The 22,456-nt window shown below is 66.5% G+C and carries 19 protein-coding genes; 10 read left to right on the top strand and 9 right to left on the bottom strand.

All coding sequences use genetic code 11. The annotated features are described in order from the left end of the window. The first annotated feature begins 76 nt into the window (after positions 1-76). The gene (locus tag AA0Z93_RS16225) at positions 77-817 is read left to right on the top strand and encodes a methyl-accepting chemotaxis protein (protein WP_413048418.1); all 741 of its coding nucleotides are present in this window, start codon (positions 77-79) and stop codon (positions 815-817) included. 300 nt (positions 818-1,117) lie between these two features. After that, positions 1,118-1,903: a sulfite exporter TauE/SafE family protein gene (locus tag AA0Z93_RS16220; protein ID WP_413047911.1), complete on the top strand. Its 786-nt coding sequence runs from the start codon at positions 1,118-1,120 to the stop codon at positions 1,901-1,903. A gap of 132 nt (positions 1,904-2,035) precedes the next feature. Here the strand turns inward: AA0Z93_RS16220 and AA0Z93_RS16215 are convergent, their stop codons facing one another. The 6 genes from AA0Z93_RS16215 to AA0Z93_RS16190 form a co-directional block, all read right to left on the bottom strand. After that, positions 2,036-2,308: a hypothetical protein gene (locus AA0Z93_RS16215; protein WP_413047912.1), complete on the bottom strand. Its 273-nt coding sequence runs from the start codon at positions 2,306-2,308 to the stop codon at positions 2,036-2,038. A 191-nt stretch (positions 2,309-2,499) separates the two neighbouring features. Further along, entirely contained in the window at positions 2,500-3,258 is a 759-nt protein-coding gene (locus tag AA0Z93_RS16210) for an SDR family NAD(P)-dependent oxidoreductase (RefSeq protein ID WP_413047913.1), read from the bottom strand. 55 nt (positions 3,259-3,313) lie between these two features. Then, positions 3,314-4,711, bottom strand: a complete 1,398-nt coding sequence (lpdA, locus tag AA0Z93_RS16205; RefSeq protein WP_413047914.1) for a dihydrolipoyl dehydrogenase — start codon at positions 4,709-4,711, stop codon at positions 3,314-3,316. Positions 4,712-4,720: 9 nt separating this feature from the next. Continuing rightward, complete coding sequence (locus tag AA0Z93_RS16200) at positions 4,721-6,271, bottom strand: 2-oxo acid dehydrogenase subunit E2 (protein ID WP_413047915.1); 1,551 nt, start codon at positions 6,269-6,271, stop codon at positions 4,721-4,723. 2 nt (positions 6,272-6,273) lie between these two features. After that, the gene (locus AA0Z93_RS16195; RefSeq protein WP_413047916.1) at positions 6,274-7,293 is read right to left on the bottom strand and encodes an alpha-ketoacid dehydrogenase subunit beta; all 1,020 of its coding nucleotides are present in this window, start codon (positions 7,291-7,293) and stop codon (positions 6,274-6,276) included. Positions 7,294-7,304: 11 nt separating this feature from the next. Then, positions 7,305-8,264, bottom strand: a complete 960-nt coding sequence (locus tag AA0Z93_RS16190) for a thiamine pyrophosphate-dependent dehydrogenase E1 component subunit alpha (protein WP_413047917.1) — start codon at positions 8,262-8,264, stop codon at positions 7,305-7,307. A 206-nt stretch (positions 8,265-8,470) separates the two neighbouring features. Between AA0Z93_RS16190 and AA0Z93_RS16185 the strand changes: the two genes are divergently transcribed. Both AA0Z93_RS16185 and AA0Z93_RS16180 read left to right on the top strand, forming a co-directional pair. Further along, positions 8,471-11,179 (top strand): LuxR C-terminal-related transcriptional regulator, encoded by a 2,709-nt coding sequence (locus tag AA0Z93_RS16185; protein WP_413047918.1) that lies wholly within the window; start codon positions 8,471-8,473, stop codon positions 11,177-11,179. Positions 11,180-11,363: 184 nt separating this feature from the next. After that, a complete protein-coding gene (locus tag AA0Z93_RS16180; protein WP_413047919.1) occupies positions 11,364-11,615 on the top strand; it encodes a hypothetical protein in 252 nt (83 codons plus the stop codon). Between the two features lie 47 nt (positions 11,616-11,662). Here the strand turns inward: AA0Z93_RS16180 and AA0Z93_RS16175 are convergent, their stop codons facing one another. Then, positions 11,663-12,604 (bottom strand): LysR family transcriptional regulator, encoded by a 942-nt coding sequence (locus AA0Z93_RS16175; RefSeq protein ID WP_413047920.1) that lies wholly within the window; start codon positions 12,602-12,604, stop codon positions 11,663-11,665. Between the two features lie 140 nt (positions 12,605-12,744). On the opposite strand from AA0Z93_RS16175, the gene AA0Z93_RS16170 reads away from it, so the two are divergent. Then, on the top strand, positions 12,745-13,971 hold the full coding sequence (locus tag AA0Z93_RS16170; protein WP_413047921.1) for an FAD-dependent oxidoreductase: 1,227 nt from the start codon (positions 12,745-12,747) through the stop codon (positions 13,969-13,971). A 156-nt stretch (positions 13,972-14,127) separates the two neighbouring features. Here the strand turns inward: AA0Z93_RS16170 and AA0Z93_RS16165 are convergent, their stop codons facing one another. Beyond that, a complete protein-coding gene (locus AA0Z93_RS16165) occupies positions 14,128-15,510 on the bottom strand; it encodes a PLP-dependent aminotransferase family protein (RefSeq protein ID WP_413047922.1) in 1,383 nt (460 codons plus the stop codon). A 119-nt stretch (positions 15,511-15,629) separates the two neighbouring features. Here AA0Z93_RS16165 and AA0Z93_RS16160 point away from each other — a divergent pair, with 119 nt between their 5' ends. Next, a complete protein-coding gene (locus AA0Z93_RS16160) occupies positions 15,630-16,499 on the top strand; it encodes a DMT family transporter (protein WP_413047923.1) in 870 nt (289 codons plus the stop codon). 300 nt (positions 16,500-16,799) lie between these two features. Next, positions 16,800-17,495, top strand: coding sequence for an SOS response-associated peptidase family protein (locus tag AA0Z93_RS16155; RefSeq protein WP_413047924.1), 696 nt, complete (start codon positions 16,800-16,802; stop codon positions 17,493-17,495). A 308-nt stretch (positions 17,496-17,803) separates the two neighbouring features. On the opposite strand, the gene AA0Z93_RS16150 is transcribed toward AA0Z93_RS16155, so the two are convergent. Beyond that, a complete protein-coding gene (locus tag AA0Z93_RS16150; RefSeq protein WP_413047925.1) occupies positions 17,804-18,577 on the bottom strand; it encodes a helix-turn-helix domain-containing protein in 774 nt (257 codons plus the stop codon). A 243-nt stretch (positions 18,578-18,820) separates the two neighbouring features. On the opposite strand from AA0Z93_RS16150, the gene AA0Z93_RS16145 reads away from it, so the two are divergent. The 3 genes from AA0Z93_RS16145 to AA0Z93_RS16135 are packed head-to-tail and all read left to right on the top strand — an operon-like array spanning position 18,821 to position 22,375. Next, positions 18,821-20,437 carry an APC family permease gene (locus AA0Z93_RS16145; protein ID WP_413047926.1) on the top strand — a complete coding sequence of 539 codons (1,617 nt, stop codon included), beginning with the start codon at positions 18,821-18,823 and terminating at the stop codon, positions 20,435-20,437. A gap of 22 nt (positions 20,438-20,459) precedes the next feature. Then, positions 20,460-21,386, top strand: coding sequence for a 4-hydroxyproline epimerase (locus tag AA0Z93_RS16140; protein ID WP_413047927.1), 927 nt, complete (start codon positions 20,460-20,462; stop codon positions 21,384-21,386). 41 nt (positions 21,387-21,427) lie between these two features. Beyond that, positions 21,428-22,375, top strand: coding sequence for a dihydrodipicolinate synthase family protein (locus AA0Z93_RS16135; protein ID WP_413047928.1), 948 nt, complete (start codon positions 21,428-21,430; stop codon positions 22,373-22,375). Positions 22,376-22,456 lie beyond the last annotated feature (81 nt).

Raw genomic sequence — 22,456 nt, 5'->3', positions numbered from 1 at the left:
GCGCCAAGTGCACGACCTGTCCGAGCAGGTGGTCAACTCCTCGAACGCTTCGATCTCGGGCTCTGAGGAGCAGAGCATGCGCACCAATAGCGTCGCTGCTGCGATCAACGAGCTGGGCGCCGCCACCCAGGAGATCGCCCGCAACGCCGCCGACGCTTCGCAACACGCCAGTGGCGCCAGCGAGCAGGCCAACGGCGGGCGCCAGGTGGTCGACGAGGCCATCAGCGCCATGACCAGCCTGTCGCAGAAGATCAGCGAATCGTGCCAGCAGATCGAAGTGCTCAACGCGAGTACCGACGACATCGGCAAGATCCTCGACGTGATCAAGGGCATCTCGCAACAGACCAACCTGCTGGCGCTCAACGCCGCCATCGAAGCGGCCCGTGCCGGTGAGGCCGGCCGTGGCTTCGCCGTGGTCGCCGACGAAGTGCGCAACCTGGCCCACCGCACCCAGGAGTCGGCCGAGGAAATCCACCGCATGATCACCAGCCTGCAAGTGGGCTCGCGCGAAGCGGTGCACACCATGCATGCCAGCCAGGTGTCCAGCGAACAGACCGTGCAGGTGGCCAACGAGGCCGGCGAGCGCCTGGCCAGCGTGACCTCGCGCATCGGCGAAATCGATGGCATGAACCAGTCCGTGGCCACTGCCACCGAGGAACAGACCGCCGTGGTCGAGAGCCTCAACCTCGATATCACGCAGATCAACGCGCTCAACCAGCAGGGCGTGGAAAACCTCAACGAAACGCTGCGTCATTGTGATGCCCTGAGCCAGCAGGCTGGGCGGCTCAAGCATCTGGTGGGCAGTTTCCGCATCTGATCTGCACCCTCGTAGGGTCGTGCCCGGTGTGCCGGGTGCGTCCCCGAGCCGTCTTCTTTGCCGAGGTGACGCGCAGGGGTGTTGCCGCAAGCGCCATCTGGGAAATCCCCCGATACGCAACAGACCCGTCGGCGTGCCCCTACAAACGCACGGTACAGCGGGCGCATGCACCTGAGTTGCAGGAATAAGGATGTGGGCTGCGGTTATAACCTCATAACCAAGAAGTCTATTTCGCTATAAAAACAATCTATATGCTGGCTGCCATCCGATAACGGGCATAGTTGGGCAGTCGAGTAACGTATGGATGTAGGTTCTTTCGGTTTCACCATCGCAGGCTTGATCGTAGGTTTCATCGTCGGCATGACCGGCGTCGGCGGCGGCTCCTTGATGACGCCGATCCTGCTCTGGTTCGGCATCAACCCGGCAACCGCCGTAGGCACTGACCTCCTCTATGCCGCCATCACCAAAGCCAGTGGCGTCTGGGTACATGGCCGCAACAAGAACATCGACTGGAAGATCACAGGCTGGCTCAGCCTCGGCAGCGTGCCGGCGGCGGCGCTGACCCTGTGGTTCCTCAGCACCCTGCATGCCGACACCTCGGCGCTCAATGCGGTGATCAAGCAAGGCCTGGCGGCGGTGCTGATCCTCACCGCGCTGGCCATCCTGCTCAAGTCGCGCCTGCAAGCCTTCGCCAGCCGCCATGCCGGCGACCGCTACCATTTGAGCGAACGTACGCTGAACGTCCTCACGGTGGTCACCGGGGTGGTGTTGGGCATCATGGTCACGCTGACGTCCATCGGTGCCGGCGCCCTCGGTACGGTGGCGTTGTTCCTGCTCTATCCCTTCCTGGTCACCCGCCGCCTGGTAGGCACCGAGATCGCCCACGCCGTGCCGCTGACGCTGGTGGCGGGCCTGGGCCATGCGAGCATGGGCAACATGGATTGGTCGTTGCTGGGTTACCTGCTGCTGGGCTCTTTGCCAGGCATCTACCTGGGCAGCCACCTGACCGGGCGGATTTCCGATGCGGTCTTGCGCCCTTGCCTGGCTGGCATGCTGCTTTTGATCGGGTGCAAGTTGGCGTTCTAAGGCAGCGGGTGACCGATATTGCGGCCCACTCACTTCAGTCGCACACCCCCTCGAGCCCCGTGCGTGGCTGATAGGCGACCCGGGTCGCTGTCAGCTTCCCTTCAGCGCAGGTCGATCCGTGAATGAGGCACCTCAATAGAAGTCGTAGTAAAACGCCCACTCACCCGACTCCCGGTGCCTGCAGAACAGCAGGCTGCCACCCTCGACCACGTTCAGGTTGATCTTGGCGTCGGACGACACCTGGAACACGAACTCGAAGCCCTTCTCCGGTTCGACACCGGCCTGGCAGAACGACGGGAAGCCGCCGAACTTGTGCTCGTAGCGGTGGGTGGTGAGGTCGTAATAGCTCTCTCTTTCGCCCGCATGCATCCGCGCCAGGACTTCGCGCTCCAGCTCCAGCGGCACGCCGCCGCCATCCCGCGACGGGCAGTCGCGTTCGACCGGGCGATGGGCAGCATGGGCTGGCCGCTAGCGTCCGGGGGGCAGGTCTTCGCCGGGCGAAAAGTGATACACACGGCCCAGCCAGCTCTCGTCGTCGCCCTCGGTGGGGCGAAAACCCCCGCCGCCCCCTGCAACGCAACGGCCCCACTCGCTGCTCAGGACACTTTGGGCTGACCGTCCGAGGCCGTCACGCCGCCGTCCACCGGCAGGTTGACGCCGTTGACGAAGCTGGCGTCGTCGCTGGCCAGGAAGGCGATCACCGCGGCCACTTCGCTGGGCAAGGCTTCGCGCTGCAAGGGAATGCGCTCGTTGAACCTGTCGCGGATCGACTGCTCCCAGCCCCAGGTCATCGCCGTGCGGGTCAGGCTCGGGCACACCGCATTGGCGCGCACGCCCTGGGCGCCGTGGTCGAGCGCCAGTGCGCGGGTGTAGTTGACTACCGCACCCTTGCTGGCGCAGTAGAAAGCCGCGCCCCAGTCCCCGCCCAGGCCCGACACCGAAGCCGTGCTGACGATATTGCCGCGGCGCTCGATCAAGTGCGGCAGGGCCAACTTGCTGCAGAAGATCACCCCGTCGATGTTCACCGAAGCGATCTTGCGCCAGTCGGCCTCGCTGGTCTCAAGCGTGGTGCCGGGGATGTGCACGCCTGCGTTGTTGACCAGCACGTCCAACCCGCCGAAGCGCGCCACGGTGGCCTCGACCATCCGTTGCACCGACGCCAGGTCCGAGACGTCCACTTGCAAGGCCAGGACGCGCTCGGCCGGCAGCTCGGAGGCTACGGCCTGGGCTTTGGCCAGGTTCCAGTCGGCCAGTACCACCTGCGCGCCCTCCCCGGCGAAGCGTCGCGCCGTGGCTTCGCCAATACCGGCGGCGGCGCCGGTGACCAATACGACTTTGTCGTGGAATCGAAGCATCGCGGTGTCCTTGTGCGAACGAATGGGCACGGCGCCCGCTGGCGCCGTACGGGGGTTACCGGTGCAAGGCCCGGCCACTGGCGGCCAGGACCGCCTCGTGCATGGCCTCGCTCAAGGTCGGGTGGGCGAACACCACCTGACCCAGGGCCTGTTCGGTGGCCTCCAGCGCGTGGGCGATACCGAAGCCCTGAATCTGCTCGGTTACTTCCGGGCCGACCATGTGCGCGCCGAGCAGCTCGCCGCTGTCGGCATCGAAGAGGGTCTTCACGAAACCTTGCGCCTCGCCCATGGCCAAGGCCTTGCCGTTGGCCTGGTAGTCGAAGCGCCCGATTTTCAACGATCTGCCGGTGGCCCGCGCCGCTGCCTCGGTCAGGCCCAGGCTGGCGACCTGGGGCCGGGCGTAGGTGCAGCCGGGCACGAAGGCCTTGTCGAGCGGATGCACGCCGTCCACCCCGGCCAGTTTCTCCACGCACAGCACCCCTTCGTGGCTGGCCTTGTGCGCCAGGCACGGCGCACCGGCGACGTCACCGATGGCGTAGAGGCCGGCCACGTTGGTGCGGCACCAGGCATCGGTCTTGACGAACCCGCGCTCGATCTCCACCCCCAGCGCCTCGAGGCCAAGGTCTTCGCTGTTGGCTTGGATACCCGCTGCGAGCAGCACGCGTTCGACGCTGAGCCGCTCTTCGCGGCCATCGGCCAGCCGCACGCTGCAGTGCACCTGTTCGCCCTCGCTGCGCACGGCACCGACGCTCGTCTGGGTCAGCACCCGGATTCCGCGCCGGGCGAACTCGCGCTGGACCAGGCCGGCCACCTCGTGGTCTTCGGCGGGCAGGATCTGCCCTGCCAGTTCCACCAGGGTCACGGCGCTACCGAGGTCGGCATAGAGACTGGCGAACTCCACACCGATCGCGCCGGAACCGACCACCAGCAGTGAGGCTGGCACCTGCTGCGGCACCAGCGCCTCGAAATAGCTCCAGATCCGTTCGCCGTCCGGTACCAGGCCCGGCAGCGGCCGCGGGCGGGCGCCGGTGGCGAGGATGACGTGCTTGGCCCGCAACGCCTGTTCGCCTTCGGCCGAGGACACGCTGACCTGCCCCTTGCCGGTCAGCCGGGCGCGCCCTTCGAGCAGCGTCACCCCGTTCTTCTTCAGCAGATGGGCGATCCCGCCCGTGAGGGTGGTGGACACTTGGCGGCTGTGCGCCACCAAGGTGCGAATGTCGAACTGCACGTTGTCGGCGCTGAAGCCGAAGGTGCCGAGGTGGCGCAGGGTGTGCGCCACCTCGGCACCCTTGAGCATGGCCTTGGTGGGAATGCAGCCCCAGTTCAGGCAGATGCCGCCCAGGTGCTGCTTTTCCACCAGCGCGGTGCGCAGGCCCAGCTGCGCCGCGCGGATCGCCGCCACGTAGCCACCGGGCCCGCCGCCGACGATCAATACATCGAATGTGTCGTGCATGGCGGCCTCCTAGACCAGCATCAGGGTGGGATTTTCCACCCGCTGCTTGAGCGCGTTGAGGAAGGCCGCGCCCAGCGCCCCGTCGATCACCCGATGGTCGCACGACAGGGTCACGCTCATCTGCATGCGCACCGCCGGTTGCCCCTCGTGCACCACCACCCGCTGTTCGCCTGCGCCGATGGCGAGGATCGCGCCTTGCGGCGGGTTGATGATGGCGTCGAACCGGCGCACGCCCAGCATGCCCAGGTTGGACAGGCTGAAGGTGCCGCCCTGGAACTGCTCGGGCTTGAGTGTGCCGGCCTTGGCCTGAGTGGCCAGGGCGAGCATTTCGGCCGACACCTCGGCCAGGCGCTTGCGGTTGGCCTGGCGTACGATCGGCGTGATGAGACCGCCGTCCAGCGCCACCGCAACGGCGATGTCGGCATCGGCATAGCGGCGGATCTCCTGGCGCTCGGCGTCGTACTGCACGTTGACCCCAGGCACCTCCACCAGCGCCTGGGCGCAGGCCTTGATCAACAGGTCGTTGACCGACAGCTTGACCGCCGGCACCGCGGCGTTGATTTCACTGCGCAGCGCCAGCAAACGTTCCAGGTCGAAATCGGCATGCAGGCGGAAATGCGGCGCTTCACGTTTGGAAGCCTGCAAGCGCGCCGCGATGGCCTTGCGCATGCCGTTCATGGGCAGGGTGTCGAACGCTGCGGCCGCGCTGGCAGGCTGCGCAGCGCTGCTCGGCGACGGCGCGACGGTGCTGCGTTGGGCCTGCACGTCTGCCTTGCACACCCGGCCACGGCTGCCGGTGGCGCGACAATCGTGCAGGTTGATGCCCCATTGCTGGGCCAGACGCCGGGCCAGGGGCGTGGCGGCGACCTGGCTGTCGTCGGCGCGCGATGCTGCCGGCTGTGTGGCCTTGTGTACGGGCGCACGGCTGGCGACCCGACCGCCGGCGGCGCGCACAGCGGCCTCGATGTCGGCGACGCTGATCCGAGCGTCCCGGCCCGAGCCAGCCACCTGGCCCAGGTCGAGGCCGAGCTGGGCGGCCAGCTTGAGGGCATGGGGCGTGGCGAAGGTATCCTCCGCACTGACCCCGCGCAAGGCCTGGGGGATCTGCCAGTCGGCTTCGGCAGGGGCGGACGCCGGCTGCGCTCGAGCGCCGGCAAATGCGGGCCGAGACGGATCGTTGCCTTGGGCGTGCTTGCCCGCCTGGGCATCCGCATGCGCTGCCATCGCCTCCGGCGCCACGGACGGCGCCGCGTCAGCCACGGCCGGCGCACCACCCCGCTGGGCCAAATAAGCATCGATCTCGGCCTCGCTGACCGAAGCCTCGGCCACCACGCCCAGCACGCCGCCGACCGCGATGGTGTCACCGGGCTGTGCCACTTTGCGCCGCAACACCCCGGCGAACGGCACCTGCAGCACGTTGGCGATCTTGCTGGTTTCGATTTCGCACACCTCCTGCTGCTCGGCGAAGGCAGCGCCCTCTTCGATCAGCCAGCTGGTCAGCGTGCCCTCCTCCATCGACAGCCCCCATTTGGGCACTTCGATCGCGCGGATCTCACTCATGCTCAGCCCTCCATCACGGTGCGAATGGCGGCTTCGATGCGCTGCGCGCTGGGAATCCAGGCCTGCTCCAGCACCGGCGAAAACGGCACGGGGGTATGTGGCGGGGTGACCAGGACGATCGGCGCCTTGAGGTGGTAGAACGCCTGGGAGGCGATGAGCGCCGCCACGTCGTGGGCAAAGCCGATGCGCGCGGCCGACTCGTCGACGATCACCACGCGCCCGGTAGAGGCCACCGATTCGAGAATGCCCTCTTCGTCCAGCGGCGACACGGTACGCGGGTCGACCACTTCCACCGAAATGCCTTCGGCGGCGAGCTTGTCTGCCACTTCGTTGGCCTTGTGCACCATCGCCGCCAGGGCGATGACGGTGACATCGGTGCCTTGGCGGGTGTAGTTGGCCACGCCGAAGGGAATGGTATAGCTGTGTTCGGGCACCTCGCCCTTGAGGTCGTAGAGGATCTTGTGCTCGCAGAACACCACCGGGTCGTCATCGCGGATCGCCTGGATCAGCAGACCTTTGACGTCGTAGGGGTTGGACGGCACTACCACCTTGAGCCCCGGCGTGGTGGCGAAAATGTTGTAGGGCGACTGCGAATGCTGGGCGGCGGCGGAAAAGCCTGCGCCGATCATGCCGCGCACCACCAGGGGCGCCTTGGCCTTGCCGCCGAACATATAGCGGAATTTCGCCGCCTGGTTATAGAGCATGTCGTGGCAGACGCCGAAAAAGTCCATGAACATCAGCTCGGCCACCGGGCGCAGGCCGGTCACTGCCGCACCGGCGGCCATGCCGATGATCGCCGACTCGGTGATCGGCGTGTCGATCACCCGCGACGAGCCGAACTCGCTCCACAAGCCTTTGGTCACGCCGAGCACACCGCCGAAGGCTTCGCCTTTGCTGCCCACCTCAGCGGTGCCGGCCTGGCCGCCGCAGACGTCTTCGCCGATCACCACCACACGGGGGTCGAGTTGCATTTCCTGGGCCAGGGCTTCCTTGACCGCTTCACGATAAGTACGCATTGCCATGGTGCAGCTCCTCAGTAGGCGACGTAGACGTCGGTCAGCAGGTTGTCGACCGAGGGGTACTCGGCGGCGCGGGCCTTGGTCACGGCGTCGTCGACCTGGGCCTGGACCTCGTCGTCGATGGCGCGCAGTTCCTCGGCGCTCAGCTGGTCGCCTATGCGCTGGATGAAGTGCTGCAAGGGGTCGTGCTCGCGGCGCAGGCGTTCCACCTCGCCGTCGGCGCGATAGAGCATCGGGTCGCCTTCGAAATGGCCATGCCAGCGGTGCGCCACAGCTTCGATGGCACTCGGCCCTTCACCGTTGCGGGCGCGCTCCACGGCCTGTGCCGCTGCCTCGTACACGGCGAAGAAGTCGGTGCCGTCGACCTTCACCGCGGGCATGCCGAAGCCTGCCGCACGGCTGGCGATGTCGCGCCCACCCACGGCATAGTCGTGCCCGGTGGCCTCGCCGAAGCCGTTGTTCTCGAACACGAACACGGCGGGCAGCTTGAGCACCACGGCCATGTTCATGGCTTCGAACACCAGGCCCTGGTTGGAGCCGCCGTCGCCGGTGAACGACACCGCCACGTTGCGCGTGCCCAGGGTTTTGGCCGTGAGCGCCGCGCCGATGGCCAGGGGCGGCGCACCGCCGACGATGGCGTTGGCGCCGAGCATGCCTTTGCTCAGGTCGGCGATGTGCATCGAGCCACCCTTGCCGCGGCACAGCCCGGAAGCCTTGCCGAAGATCTCGGCCATCATGCCGTGCAGGTCGCAGCCCTTGGCGATGCAGTGGCCGTGCCCGCGGTGGGTCGAACCTATGTAGTCGGCATCGGTGAGGTTTTCGCACACGCCCACCGCGATGGCTTCTTCGCCGCTGTAGAGGTGGATGAAGCCGGGGATGTCCCCCGTGGTGTTCTCGTGGTGCAGGCGCTCCTCGAACACGCGGATCTCGCGCATCTTGCGGTACGCCCGAAGCAGTTGGGCCTTGCTAAGCATGGCTCGCCCTCATCTGTGTTGTTGTTAGAAAGGATCGGTCCGGATCAGCCGACCGACGACAGGGTTGGTCTACGGTAGGAAACTCTGCCCAAGCCCATAACCACCCGGTTGGGGGGGAGGCAAACACCCCCCGCGCGGATTACCCTTGCCAAACGCGTGTCTACAACAACAATGATCGCCACCCGAACGCCGCAGGATGACCGTCCATGGATCACCTGATACCCCCTAGCGCCCCGGCCCATGGCCGCAGCGTCCACAGCCTCGGCCAGGGCTTGCCGTTGATCGGCACCAAACTCGGCCCACCCCGCGCGGCCGGCATGCAATTGCTGCGCACGCGCCTGCTCGACAGCCTCGACCGTCTGCAACAGCGCACCGTGGCATTGGTCTGCGGCGGCGCCGGCTTCGGCAAGACGACCTTGCTCAGCCAATGGCGCCAGCGCTTGCTCGACCAGGGCCGCGAGGTCGCCTGGCTGAGCCTGGACGAACAGGACGACGACCCGACCTACTTCCGCCGCTACCTACTGGCAGCCCTGGGCAGCGTCGAGCCCAGCCTGGGTGCGCCCGATGGCCCTGCCAGCACGGCAACCGAAGGCTTCATGCGCACCCTCATCAACCATCTGGGGCAGCGTCAGACGCCCTTGTATCTGGTGCTGGACGATGCCCATCTGGTTCGCCACCCCGCCATCGAGCACGACCTGCTCGAACTGGTGCTGCACGCCCCTGCGTGTCTGCACTTGGCGCTCGGCAGCCGCACAGCCAGCGCTTTGCCGCTGAGCCGCCTGCGCGCCTGCCAGCAGCTGGTCGAGATCGACGCCGACCAGCTGCGCTTCACCCTCGAGGAAGCCGAGCGCTATTTCGCCTGCGCCACCGAACTGCGCCTTGACGCGGCCGAACTGCAACGCCTGTTGCACATGACCGAAGGCTGGATCACCGGTATCCAGATGGCTTCTCTATCCACTGCCGCCAGTGCCGCCTCCGGTGAGCGCTGGGCGCACCTGGCGCGGGGTTCACGGGTGATCGGCAGCTACCTGCAAGACGTGGTGCTGGCACCGCTGCCGGCCGAGGTGCGCGATTTCCTCGTGCGGACCTCGCTTCTCAACCGCTTCACCCCCGACTTGTGCAATGCGCTGACCGGACGCGACGACGGCGAGCGGATGCTGGCCTTCGTCGAACGGCACAATCTGTTCGTGTCGTGCCTCGATGGTCAGGGCCAGTGGTTTCGCTACCACGCGCTGTTCGCCGAGACCCTGCAACAGCGGCTGGCCAGCAGCGGCCTCGACGTCGCGCAGCTGCACCTGCGCGCCAGCAACTGGCTGGCGGCCCATCAGCACTGGGCCGAGGCCATACGCCATGCCTTGGCCGCCGGCCAGTCGGGCAACCCCACAAGTTGTGCCGACAAAGGCGCGCAGTCGCTGGCCGAGGAAGGCGACGTCGACACCCTGGTGCGCTGGCTGCAAGCCTTACCCCCTAGCGCCTTGGCGGCACCGGACGAACAACGCATCGACCTGCAACTGAACCTGAGCTGGGCGCTGGCCCACCGTTTTCGTTTCGAAGAAGCCGAACGGCTGCTGCTGGACCTGGCACCCCTCTTGAACACTCCAGACCTCAGCCCGCGCCTGCTGGTCAAACGTCAGGTCATCTGCGCCATCAACGCCTCGTTCGCGGAGCGCTTGAGTGTCGGTCTGGCCCTGGTCGAGCCGCTGCTGGCCCAAGTGCCGTGCGGCGACCGTTGGGTCGATGGGCTGGTGTGCAACATCCTCAGCTACGGCTACCTGCTGCGCGGACGCTACGCCGATGCGCATGCGGCGCAGCGGCACATGCCCTGCCCGAGCAGCCCGGCGGACAACCTGTTCGTCAGCGTCTACCGGGCATTCATACTGGGTTTGGCCCACGTGCGCCGAGGCGACCTCGAGGGTGGCGAGCATCACTATCGCCAGGCCCTGAGCCACGCCGAACACCTCACCGGGGCACAGTCCAGCGGCAGCGCCACCCTCACCGCCCTGCTCGCCGAGCTGTGGTACGAACGCGGCGATTGGCAGGCACTGGCCCGCGAGCTGCAACCGCGGCTGCAACAGATCGATGCCATCGCGCCCCTGGACGCGCTGTTCAGCGCCTACCGCGCCCTCGCCCGCAGCGCTCTGGAAACGGGCGACCCCGGCCAGGCCATGCGCCTGTTGGAGCACGCCCAGCAACTGGCCACCCTGCGCCGCTGGCCACGCCTGCAAGGCCTGCTGCTGGCCGAACAGGTGCGGCTACAAGTGCTGGCCAACGCGCCTGCCCAGGCCCGGCCGCTGTGCCAGCAACTGGCGCGCCTGAGCGCTGAGCACCCGAGCGACACCGACGCCCAACCCGCCCTCGAGCGATGCTGGCGAATCGGCCACGCCTGGCTGCTCACCGCTGAGGGGAAGCACTCCGAAGCCGCGCAGCGCTGGGCGGAGCAGGCCGAGGACGACGAACGTGCCGGCCAGACCCTGGAAGGCCTGCGCGCCCGTACGCAGTGGGCGACCAATTTGTGGTGCAGCGGCCAGGCCAAGCGCGCGGCCGAAGTGATGCTCCCCGTGTTGGAGGTGGGCCAGCGGCAAGGCTTGCAGCGGACGCTGCTGGATGCCGGCCCCGCAGTGGTGCCTCTGCTGGAGCGGTGCGCCACGCTCAGCGCTTCGATCAAGACGTATGCCCAGCAGGTGTTGCAGAGCGTGCCCGAGGCGTCACCGGGGGCAGCCTTGAACCTCAGCGAGCGGGAAAGCCAGACATTGCAGTTGGTCGCCCGGGGGCAGTCGAACAAGGAGATCGCGCGCAGCCTGGACATTTCGAGCGAGACGGTGAAATGGCATCTGAAGAATGTGTACGCCAAGCTCGAAGTGACCAGCCGGATACAGGCGCTGCATCGGGCGCGGGCGTTGAGTTTGCTGGATTGAAAGGAGGGCTGCCTTTGCGGCGAGTGCCTGGCTCGTGGCAAACCTAAGTCGAATGTGAATTTTGCCAGCGCGCAGGGTCAGTACATTAAGAAGGACGCCTTGGCCTGTCCACGCGCGCGCTCCTGTACCAGCCGCGCCCCCTATGACACGCCGGACCTCAACACCTCATCTGCCAGGAATATGTATGAACCTCAACGAACAACTGGACACCCTGCGCATCGCCAAAGACCTGCGCACCCCCATCGAACGATTGATGCGCGCCCTGGACGATGCCAACGACGCCGACGAGATCGCCCAGGAAGCGCAAATCCAGATCGAGTTCGTGCATGCCATGGAGGTCGCGAAGAAGATCCGCGAACCACAGGTCGAAGCGCTCTACATCCTGTTCGACGATGCCGTGCAGGCACGGCTCGAGGAAAAATCGGCTGGGCGTTGATCCGTAGCGCTGGGTTGCCACTCGCAACCGAGCTTCGTCACCTCGATCTAGACCGCGCCAGAAGGTTCAGGGCCAGTGGACGGGCCACCCGCTCCCGCCAACCGCAGCTGTATCAATTCCAACAGCGCTCGGACCCGCCGGGTCACGGAATGGCGGTGGCTGTACGCACCCAGCAACTGCAACGGCGCAGGGCATAAGTCCAGCGTCACCTCCTGCAATCGGCCCGCGGCCAGATCCTCCTGGCAGGGATGGGCCGCCACGATCGCGAAACCGATGCCTTGCCGTGCGCCCGCCACGGCCAGCTCGCCGCTATTGACGCGGTAGCGACTGCGCACCGGCACTTTGACGATCCGGCCGGAGGCATCCAGGAACTGCCAAGGTTGGCCCTTCAGCGCGCTGAGGGTGGTGATGCAGGGCAAGGCCTTCAGTTCGCGCACCTGGCGCGGCAGGCCGGTCCTGGCGAGCAAGGAAGGCGCGGCCACTACGATGCTGGGCAATGTGGCGAGCTCGCGGGTGATGAACGCGCTGTCTTCCTGCTGCCCCCTGTGGAAGACGATGGACAGGTCGACGTCCTCGCGGAGCGCTTCCAACCCTGTCATGCGGGTATCGCATTCGAGCTCGATGCCAGGGTGCAGGCTGCAAAACTCGGCAAGGATGGGCGCCAGCAGCCTGGGCGCCTCCGTGGGCATGCACATTTTCAAAGGCCCGCGCAGTTCGCGCTGCGCCGCGCCTAGGGCTTCCTGCGTGGACAGCAAGGCATCCAGCAAAGGCTTGGCACGTTCGTACAGCAGCCGACCGGCTTCGGTCATGCGCAAGTGGCGGGTGCTGCGCTCCAGCAGGCGCACGCCGAGTGTGCGCTCCAGGGCCGCGACGTAGCGGCTGACGTTGGAGGACGGCATGCCCAACAGCCGCGAGGCGCCGACAAAGCTCTGCTCGTCGACCACTGCCGCATAGACCCGCACCGTATTCAGATCGAGTGCATCGCGCATCGATTATCCCGTATGAGGTATGAAAGCGTCCCATTCTTGCACGCTAGTGCTCAGTAACGGCGAAATCCAAACTGCGGTACCGCCCGATTCGGGGCGTACAGCCGTGCATCGGGCACGGCATGATCGAGGAGATATTCCGCGTGGACATTGCAATATTGGGCGGCGGTATAGCGGGTTTGAGCACAGCGCTGGCCTTGCACCAGCAGGGTTACCGGCCACGGGTGTACGAGCGGCGCACGGTGCCGGCGACCCTGGGTGCCGGCGTGACGCTTTGGCCCAATGCCAGCTTCGTGCTGGAGCAACTAGGGTTGTTGCACGACATCGAACGCCTTGGCGGCCGTCCGCTGGCGATGCGTCGCTACGATGCGGCGGGCAACGCACTGGGCGGCCTGGACATTGGCCTGCTCGACCGCTCCATGGGCTACCCCACCTACACCGTGCTGCGCAGGCACTTGCAGGCAGTGTTGCTCGACCATGCGACCAGGGCGGGCATCGTCGTGGAGTTCGAACGGCGGGCGACGGGCATCGAGCTGGACGATCACGGCAAAGCCATAGTCCATTTCGAACAAGGCGCCAGCATCCGCCCGGATCTGCTCATCGGCGCCGACGGCCGCATGGCCTCCGTGGCGCGCAGGTTCGTCGCAGGGGACAACACTCCCGTTTATCAAGGCTTCGTGAATTGGGTCGGCGTGGCACAGGCGTCAAGGGCGCTGGTGGGGGAGATGTCGATCCAGGACTTCTGGGGCACGGGCGAGCGTTTTGGCTGCGTCGCGGTTCGCCCCGACCTGGTGTATTGGGCCGCAGCGCAGACACGGCCTTTGCAAGCGGCCACGCCCGCCGCCAGTCCGCGTAAGGAACTCGAAAGCCTGTTCGCGCAGTGGCCGGAACAGGTCTCGAAGGTCATCCGCGCGACCCCGGAGCAGGCCATCCGGCTGATTGCGGTACATGACCTGGAGCCACTGGACACCTGGAGCCGAGCGAACGTCCTGCTGATCGGCGACGCCGCGCATGCGCCGTTGCCGACTTCCGGACAAGGCGCCTGCCAGGCGCTCGAAGATGCGTGGCATCTGGCCCGGTGCCTGGAGGACAGCCGGGGAGGCTTGCAGAACGCCTTCCAAACCTTTGCCAACATCCGCGCGCCAAAAACCGCGAGGCTGGCCGAACAAGGCCGCGTTTTCGCACGCGGCCTGTTCGACACGGACCCCGAAACCTGTCGCCTGCGCAACGAAAGGGCCAAGGCGTCCGACCCTCGGCGCGACGTGCAGGCCTTGGCGGCCGGTTGGGCGCAGGGCCTGCCGATGCAAGATGTCGTTAGCAGCAAGCCCTTGGAAAGCGGCAGCTTCGACAGCCTGTACCGCACCGAATGATGGCACTGCTCGAACGCCGATGAGGTTTGCCTCGTCGGCTTGGTGCCAGATGCGGTGCCCGCGTTCGATGCAATGGGCTGCATGGCAATGGGCGCCGTTGGCTCTGTCCGATGCGTTGTGGTTCGACTTTCCAGCGAACGTGGATTCGCTACGCGTTCAGGTGCCCAACGCCCGCTTCACCACTTCGAAAATCCTGCCATCCTCCGACTGGGCCACATTGAATCGCAGAAAATCCCCCGCCGTCATCGACTGGCTGAAGGCATTGCCCGGCGCCAGTATCACGCCCTCCTCCAGGCACGCCTTGGCCAGCGTCGCCGCATCCTTGCCCGCGGGCAACTGGCACCACAGATACATACCTGCCTGGGGCACCAACCAAGGTTCGATGCCAATGGCCTGAAGCCGCGCCAGGGTCTTCTGCCTGGCGTGGGCGAGCCTGAGGCGCACACCTTCCATGTGCTTTCGGTAGCCGCCATCGGTGAGGACGTGGTGGACGATGTCCGCCGCCAGCCGTCCGCCGCCGAAGGTGGTGGCGATCTTCAGATCGACCAGGCTGTCGATCCACTCACGGCGGGCCGCGATGTAGCCGCAGCGGACCGAGGCGGAAACGGTCTTGGAAAAGCTGCCTATCTGGATCACCCGGGACAGGCCGTCGAAAGCGGCCAGGCGCGGCGCGGGGGTGTGCTCGAAGTCGCCGAAGATGTCGTCTTCCACGATCACCAGGTTGGACGCGTCGGCCAGCTTCAGCAGCCTGTGCGCAGTCACGGGTGCCAGGCTGGCACCGGTCGGGTTGTGCAGGCCGGAATTGGTGATGTACAGCCGCGGCGCATGCGCCGCGAGGGCGGCGCCGAAGGCCTCGACGTCCGGCCCGGTTGGCGTGTACGGCACGCCCACGATCTTCACGCGATGGGCTTTGAGCAGGGCGTGGAAGTTGAAGTAACAAGGATCGTCGACCAGCACGGTGTCACCCGGCGCCAGCAGAAAGCGGCAGATCAGGTCGATGGCGTGCGTGCCGGAGTCGGTGAGCAGGATCTGCCCCGCCGCGGCTTCGATGCCCATGCCCGCCAGCCGCCGCGACAGCAACTGCCTGAGCGGCGGATGCCCGAGTGGCGCAGCGTAGTCGGCCAGCGCCGTCGTGTCGGCGCGCGCTACGGCACGCAGCGCCTTGCGCACGCCCGCCTCGTACATCCAGGCGGCGGGCAACCAGCCGCATCCAGGCTTCAGCGCATCGTTGGAGGTTTCGAGCGACTGGCGCGAAATCCACAGCGGGTCGACGGCATGGTCGAGTTTGGGACCAAGCTCGGTGAGCGCCAACGGCGCCACAGGCCCCGCGACATAGAAGCCCGAGCCTGGACGTGCGCTGAGTACGCCCTCGGCCACCAGGCGCTCGTAGGCTTCGAGCACGGTAGAAACCGACACCTGCAGCGTCTGCGCCATGGCCCGTACCGAGGGCACCTTCGCGCCCGGGGTATAGGTGCGAGAGGCCACCCTGGACTGGATTTCGCCCATGACCGTCTGGATGAGCGTGCCGCTGCGTGTCATCGAGCCCTCGACTGTAGTGGATGATTAGGCATAACAGTTCGGCCGGATTGTAATGGACTGTGCCTGGCATGGGTACGCCTGCCGATGATGTACTGCCCGCACTGAACGAGGATGTGCCAATGGAAAAAACGACAAGCGGATGGATCAACGGCTTCATAGGCGTCGCCATTTTCGCAGGCTCTCTGCCGGCCACACGGGTGGCGGTGGCCGCCTTCGAACCCACCTTCCTGACCTGCGCCAGGGCGACGATCGCTGCGCTGGTCAGCGCGCTGTTCCTGCTCGCGCTGCGGCAACCGCTGCCCAGGCGCGCCGATGTGGGGTCACTGGTGGTGACGGCGCTGGGCGTGGTGATCGGTTTCCCCTTGCTGACGGCGTTGGCCTTGCAGCATGTCACCTCCGCCCACTCCATCGTTTTCGTCGGGCTGCTGCCGCTGTGCACGGCAGGCTTTGCCGTGCTGCGCGGCGGCGAACGCCCGCGGCCACCGTTCTGGGTGTTCTCGCTGATCGGCGCCGGGCTGGTGGTCGGCTATGCGTGGAGCAACGGCGCGCCAGCGTCGGTGGTGGGCGACCTGCTGATGCTGGCTGCGGTGGCCGTGTGCGGACTGGGCTATGCCGAGGGCGCGCGTCTGTCGCGCACCCTGGGCGGTTGGCAGGTGATCAGCTGGGCGCTGCTGGTAGCGGCGCCCCTGATGCTGTCGCTGACCCTCGCCAACCTGCCGCCGCTGGGCAGCTTCGCCGAGGTCAGCGCGCCGGCGTGGTTCAGCTTTGTCTACGTGTCGCTGTTCAGCATGCTGCTCGGTTTCGTGTTCTGGTATCGCGGGCTGGTCCAGGGCGGCATCGCAGCGGTTGGCCAACTGCAATTGCTGCAACCGTTCATGGGCCTTGGGCTGGCGGCGGCGCTGCTGCACGAGCACGTCAGTGGGGCGATGTTGGCGATCACGCTGGGTGCGGTGGCGTGCGTGGCCGGGGCGAAGCGATACGCCAAGTGAATGGTGCTCGCCTGGATGTCTGTGCGTCGCTCGAGTGGGTACCGGTGCCGCGCAAGCCGAAGGGCTCGTACAAGGAGATGGGTAGTTCCAAGGGGGCGGTGGCGGGCGAGATAAACTATTTGGCATCGGCAAAGCCTACCGAGGCAAGCGCAGGGGGCCGCCCGTCAGGGGGCTGCGCAAGGTGGTGGTTAAGAAGCGCGCGCCAGCACAGACTGTATATGCATCCAAATGTATGGATTTCCCCCCTGCCCCGTCGATCCCTGCGCAGGTACCCAGCCGAGCCACGAACCGAGGTGAACGATGTGCGGACGCTACTCGCTGTACGAAGACATGGACCACTACCTGCGCCAGCTCGATCTCGACCTGCCGGTGGTCAATGGCTATGACGAAGTGCGCATCGCCCGCTACAACGTCGCGCCGCACAGCAAGGTCGAGTTGATCCGCCAAGTGCAAAACGGCCTGAGCATCGACCGCGTGACCTGGGGCTGGGCACCGCACTGGGCCAACGGTAAAGGCCCGGTGCCGATCAACGCGCGTGGCGAAACGGTGCTCACCGGGCGCTTCTTCAAATCGCTCTGGCCCCACGGCCGAGCGCTGGCGCCGGCCAACGGCTGGTTCGAATGGGTCGCCGCCCGCGACGGCGGCAAGCGCAAGCAGCCCTACTACATCCATGCGGCCAATGACGAGCCGCTGTTCTTCGCGGCGCTGGCACAGGTCTCGGACGATGCAGAACACCGCGCGCGCGACGGTTTCGTCATCCTCACCGGCGCCGCCGACGAAGGCCTGCTCGACGTGCACGACCGCAAACCGCTAGTCCTCACCCCGCCCCTGGCCCGGGAATGGCTGGACCCGAGCACCTCGGCCGCGCGCGCCGAAGCGATCGTACGCGACGGGTGTCGGCGGGCGACGGATTTTCGTTGGCATGCGGTGGACGGTGCGGTGGGCAATGTGCGCAATGACGGTGCGATGCTCATCGAACCGGTGGTATCGGACTAAGTAATGCTGCAGGCTTTCCTACCTCGACGGACACCAGGACAGTGGTAGGAGAAGGATCATGCAGCACCGCAGGAGAAATTTTTCGAAAAGACACTGTCGATCTACTGAAGATCGTTCCTACAGAAGCATTAAAAGCCTGCTTTATGGTCGGAATACCGACTTACCTTTGATGCTGCTGTGCTGTTGCCTTGTCAGCAATGCATTGGCTTTTTACAAAGCCAATGCCGACAAACATCTGTACCGCCGCCGTTACCAGAATCCGCTGCTGCTAAAAATCAAATAACCGGGCATCTACCCAGTCTTGTCCTTCACCCCTCCGTCGCCCTGCGATACTCCCGCGGCGTAAACCCCGTCAATTGCTTGAACTGCCGGCTGAATGCGCTGTGGTCGGTATACCCGCAGCGCAACGCGACCTCGGTGATCGGCAGATCCGAATGCAACAGCCGGTGCGCCTGCTCCAGCCGCGCCTTGTGGATCATCTGCCGCGGCGTGAGGTGGAACACGCGCTTGCAGTAGCGCTCCAGCTGGGCCACCGAGATGCCGGCGATGCGGGTCAGCTCGCCGAGGCTGATCGGCTGGTGGAAGTGCTGGCGGATGTGTTCGTCCACCGCAGCCAGTCGCTGGTAGGCCGGGTGCGTGTGGGCGGCCGACTGCACGTCCACGGAAATGCCCGCCAAACCGATGATGTCGCCGGCCTGGCCGTACAACGGGCGCTTGTGGGTAAGGCACCAGCCGGGCTCGCGGCTGCCGTACAGGTGCAGCTCCAGTTGGTCTTCCAGCACCCGCCCCTCCTCGAGTACACGGCGATCCTGTTCGGTGTAGCCGGGGCCGAGTTGCGCCGGGAACACCTCGGCGCTGGTCTTGCCCAGCAACGGCTGCAAACGCTTGAGCCCGCAACGCTGCACCAGGGTGGTGTTGGCCAGCACGTAGCGGGCAGCGGGGTCCTTGATGAAGATCGCCGCGTTGGGGATGGCGTCGAGGATCGGCAGCAGCAGCGAAACCCCGGCGAGCAAGGCTTCGAGGTTGGCCGGGCGGTATTGCTCGAGGTAAGGAAACAGGCTGCCCAGCAGGGTATCGGTCATCTCGCGAGCTCTAGTGCGAAGAGGTCTGGAGCCTAGCCCTGCAGCCTTGGCGGGCGCCAGCGCTTTGTGGCGACTGTGCCGATTTCGTCATGGCCGTTGCAGAAAACCATCAAGAACGGCCGCCCGGCTCGGTTCACGATAGGCGCCACGCAAGCCGCCCTCGCAAACGATAACAACGCGGCCCTGGCGCTAGCTCCAGTGACATCAGACCTGCCTACCAATAACCAACAACAAGGCGAACCCATGTCAGGCAAATTCAAGAAACAGCTGTCATTGCTCGACCTCACGTTCATCGGCCTCGGCGCCATCTTCGGCTCAGGCTGGCTGTTCGCGGCCAGCCACGTGTCGGCCATCGCCGGCCCGGCGGGCATTCTGTCGTGGTTCCTCGGCGGCTTCGCCGTGCTGCTGCTCGGCATCGTCTACTGCGAGCTGGGCGCCGCGCTGCCGCGTGCCGGTGGCGTGGTGCGCTACCCGGTCTACTCCCACGGCCCGCTGCTGGGCTACCTGATGGGCTTCATCACCCTGATCGCCTTTTCCAGCCTGATCGCCATCGAAGTGGTCGCCTCGCGCCAGTACGCGGCGGCCTGGTTTCCACAGCTGACCAAGACCGGCTCCAGCGACCCCACGGTGCTCGGCTGGCTGGTGCAGTTCGCCTTGCTCGGGCTGTTCTTCGTGCTCAACTACCGCAGCGTGAAGACCTTCGCCAAGGCCAACAACCTGGTCAGCGTGTTCAAGTTCATCGTGCCGCTGCTGGTGATCGGCGTGCTGTTCACCTTCTTCAAGCCTGAGAACTTCGCCGTGCAGGGCTTCGCCCCGTTCGGCCTGTCGGGCGTGGAGATGGCGGTGTCGGCCGGCGGCGTGATCTTCGCCTACCTGGGCCTGACGCCGATCATTTCGGTGGCCAGCGAAGTGAAGAATCCGCAGCGTACCATCCCCATCGCGCTGATCCTCTCGGTGCTGCTGTCGACCGCCATCTATTCGCTGCTGCAACTGGCGTTTCTCGGCAGCGTGCCGACCGAGATGCTCACCCAGGGCTGGGCCGCGGTGTCCAAGGAACTGGCCCTGCCCTACCGCGACATCGCCCTGGCCTTGGGCGTGGGCTGGTTGGCGTATCTGGTGGTGGCCGACGCGGTGATCTCGCCCAGCGGCTGCGGCAACATCTACATGAACGCCACGCCCCGGGTGGTCTACGGCTGGGCGCAGACCGGTACCTTCTTTCGCTATTTCACCCGCATCGACGAGCAGTCGGGCATCCCGCGCCCGGCGCTGTGGCTGACCTTCGCCCTGGCGGTGTTCTGGACCCTGCCGTTCCCTTCGTGGGAAGCGCTGATCAACGTGGTCTCCGCCGCGCTGGTGCTGAGCTACGCCGTGGCGCCGGTGACGGTGGCCGCCCTGCGCCGCAACGCCCCCGCCATGCCGCGCCCGTTCCGGGTCAAGGGCATGGGCGTGCTGGGCCCGCTGTCGTTCATCATCGCCGCGCTGATCGTGTACTGGTCGGGCTGGAACACCGTGTCGTGGCTGCTGGCCTTGCAGATCCTGATGTTCGTGCTGTACCTGCTGTGCGCCCGCTTCGTGCCCACCCAGCACCTCTCGCTGGGCCAGCAGGTGCGCTCGTCGGCCTGGCTGATCGGCTTCTACGCCGTGACCATTCTGCTGTCGTGGCTGGGCAGCTTCGGCGGCCTGGGCGTGATCGGCCACCCGCTCGACACCCTGGCCGTGGCCGCCTGTGCCCTGGGCATCTACTACTGGGGCGCGGCCACCGGCGTGCCGGCGCACCTGGTGCGGCTGGAAGGCGATGACGAAAGCGAAGCCGCCAGCGACGCCTCCACCGGACAGCGCAGCGCTGCGCTGGCCCCTTGACCCTGAGCCGACGGACAAGCCCATGAAGACCATCCACATCATCGATTCACACACCGGTGGCGAGCCCACGCGCCTGGTGCTCGACGGCTTCCCGACGCTACTGGGCCGCGACATGGCCGCGCAGCGCGACGAGCTGCGCGAACGGCACGACCACTGGCGCCGCGCCTGCCTGCTGGAGCCGCGCGGCAACGACGTGCTGGTGGGCGCGCTGTATTGCCCGCCCGTCTCGCCCGGCGCCACTTGCGGCGTGATCTTCTTCAACAACGCCGGCTACCTGAACATGTGCGGCCACGGCACCATCGGCCTGATCGCCTCGCTGCGGCACCTGGGCCGCATCGCCCCCGGCGTGCACCTGATCGACACACCGGTCGGCCAGGTCAGCGCCACCCTGCACGACGACGGCAGCGTCACCGTCGGCAACGTGCCGTCCTACCGCTACCGCCAGCAGGTGGCCGTCGACCTGCCCGGCCACGGTGTGGTGCACGGCGACATCGCCTGGGGCGGCAACTGGTTCTTCCTGGTCGGCGAGCACGGCCAGCGCCTGGAAATGGACAACCGCGACGCGCTCACCGACTACACCTGGGCCTTGCTCAAGGCCCTGGCGGCGCAAGGCATCACCGGCGAACACGGTGCGCCCATCGACCATGTCGAACTGTTCGCCGACGACCCCCAGGCCGACAGCCGCAACTTCGTCATGTGCCCCGGCAAGGCCTACGACCGCTCGCCCTGCGGCACCGGCACCAGCGCCAAGCTGGCCTGCCTGGCCGCCGACGGTGCGTTGGCCGAGGGCGAGGTCTGGGTGCAGGCGAGCATCACCGGCAGCCAGTTCCAGGGCCGCTACGAGCGCGATGGCGAGCACATCCGCCCGTTCATCAGCGGCTGCGCCTACATGACCGCCGACAGCACCCTGCTGATCGACGAACAGGACCCTTTCGCCTGGGGCATCTGACCCAGCGTCTTTCCAACTCGCAACCGAACAGGAGCCACACCATGCACGACAACATCTTCAGCGGCACCATGCCCGCCCTCATGACCCCTTGCACCGCCGCCCGCACGCCGGACTTCGACGCCTTGGTGCGCAAGGGCCGCGAACTGATCGAAGCCGGCATGAGCGCCGTGGTGTACTGTGGCTCGATGGGCGACTGGCCGCTGCTGAGCGAGGCCGAGCGCCAGGAAGGCGTGGCCCGGCTGGTGGCGGCCGGCGTGCCGACCATCGTCGGCACGGGCGCGGTGAACAGCCGTGAGGCCGTGTCCCACGCCGCCCACGCGGCCAAGGTCGGCGCGGCCGGGCTGATGGTGATTCCGCGGGTGCTCAGCCGCGGCGCCTCCGCGATCGCGCAGAAACACCACTTCTCGGCGATCCTGGCCGCCGCCCCGAACCTGCCCGCCGTGATCTACAACAGTCCGTACTACGGCTTCGCCACCCGCGCCGAGCTGTTCTTCGAACTGCGCCGCGAATTCCCCAACCTGATCGGCTTCAAGGAATTCGGCGGCGGCGCCGACCTGCGCTACGCCGCCGAGCACATCACCTCCCAGGACGACGCCGTGACGCTGATGGTCGGCGTCGACACCCAGGTGGTGCATGGCTTCGTCAACTGCAACGCCACCGGCGCCATCACCGGCATCGGCAACGCGCTGCCGCGCGAAGTGCTGCAACTGGTGGACTTGAGCAAGCAGGCGGCCAAGGGCGATGCCCGCGCCCGGCGCCTGGCGCGCGAACTGGAAGCGGCGCTGGGCGTGTTGTCGTCGTTCGATGAAGGTTGCGACCTGGTGCTGTACTACAAGCACCTGATGGTGCTCAACGGCGACCGCGAATACGCCTTGCACTTCAACGAAACCGATGCCCTGACCGACGCGCAACGCAACTACGCCGAACGGCAGTACGCGCTGTTCCGCAGCTGGTACGCCAACTGGTCGGCCGAGCAGAACCTGGCCTGACGACGACGGCTGTCTGGCGCGACCGCGTAGCGCGAGCGTCACGTCAGGCAGCGCTGCCCCCCTTTCCACGACCAAGGACGC

The sequence above is a fragment of the Pseudomonas phoenicis genome, assembly GCF_047302395.1.
Classification (GTDB): domain Bacteria; phylum Pseudomonadota; class Gammaproteobacteria; order Pseudomonadales; family Pseudomonadaceae; genus Aquipseudomonas.
The sequence above is the reverse complement of the archived record's forward strand: the minus strand, read 5'-3'. Positions and strand labels throughout refer to the sequence as shown.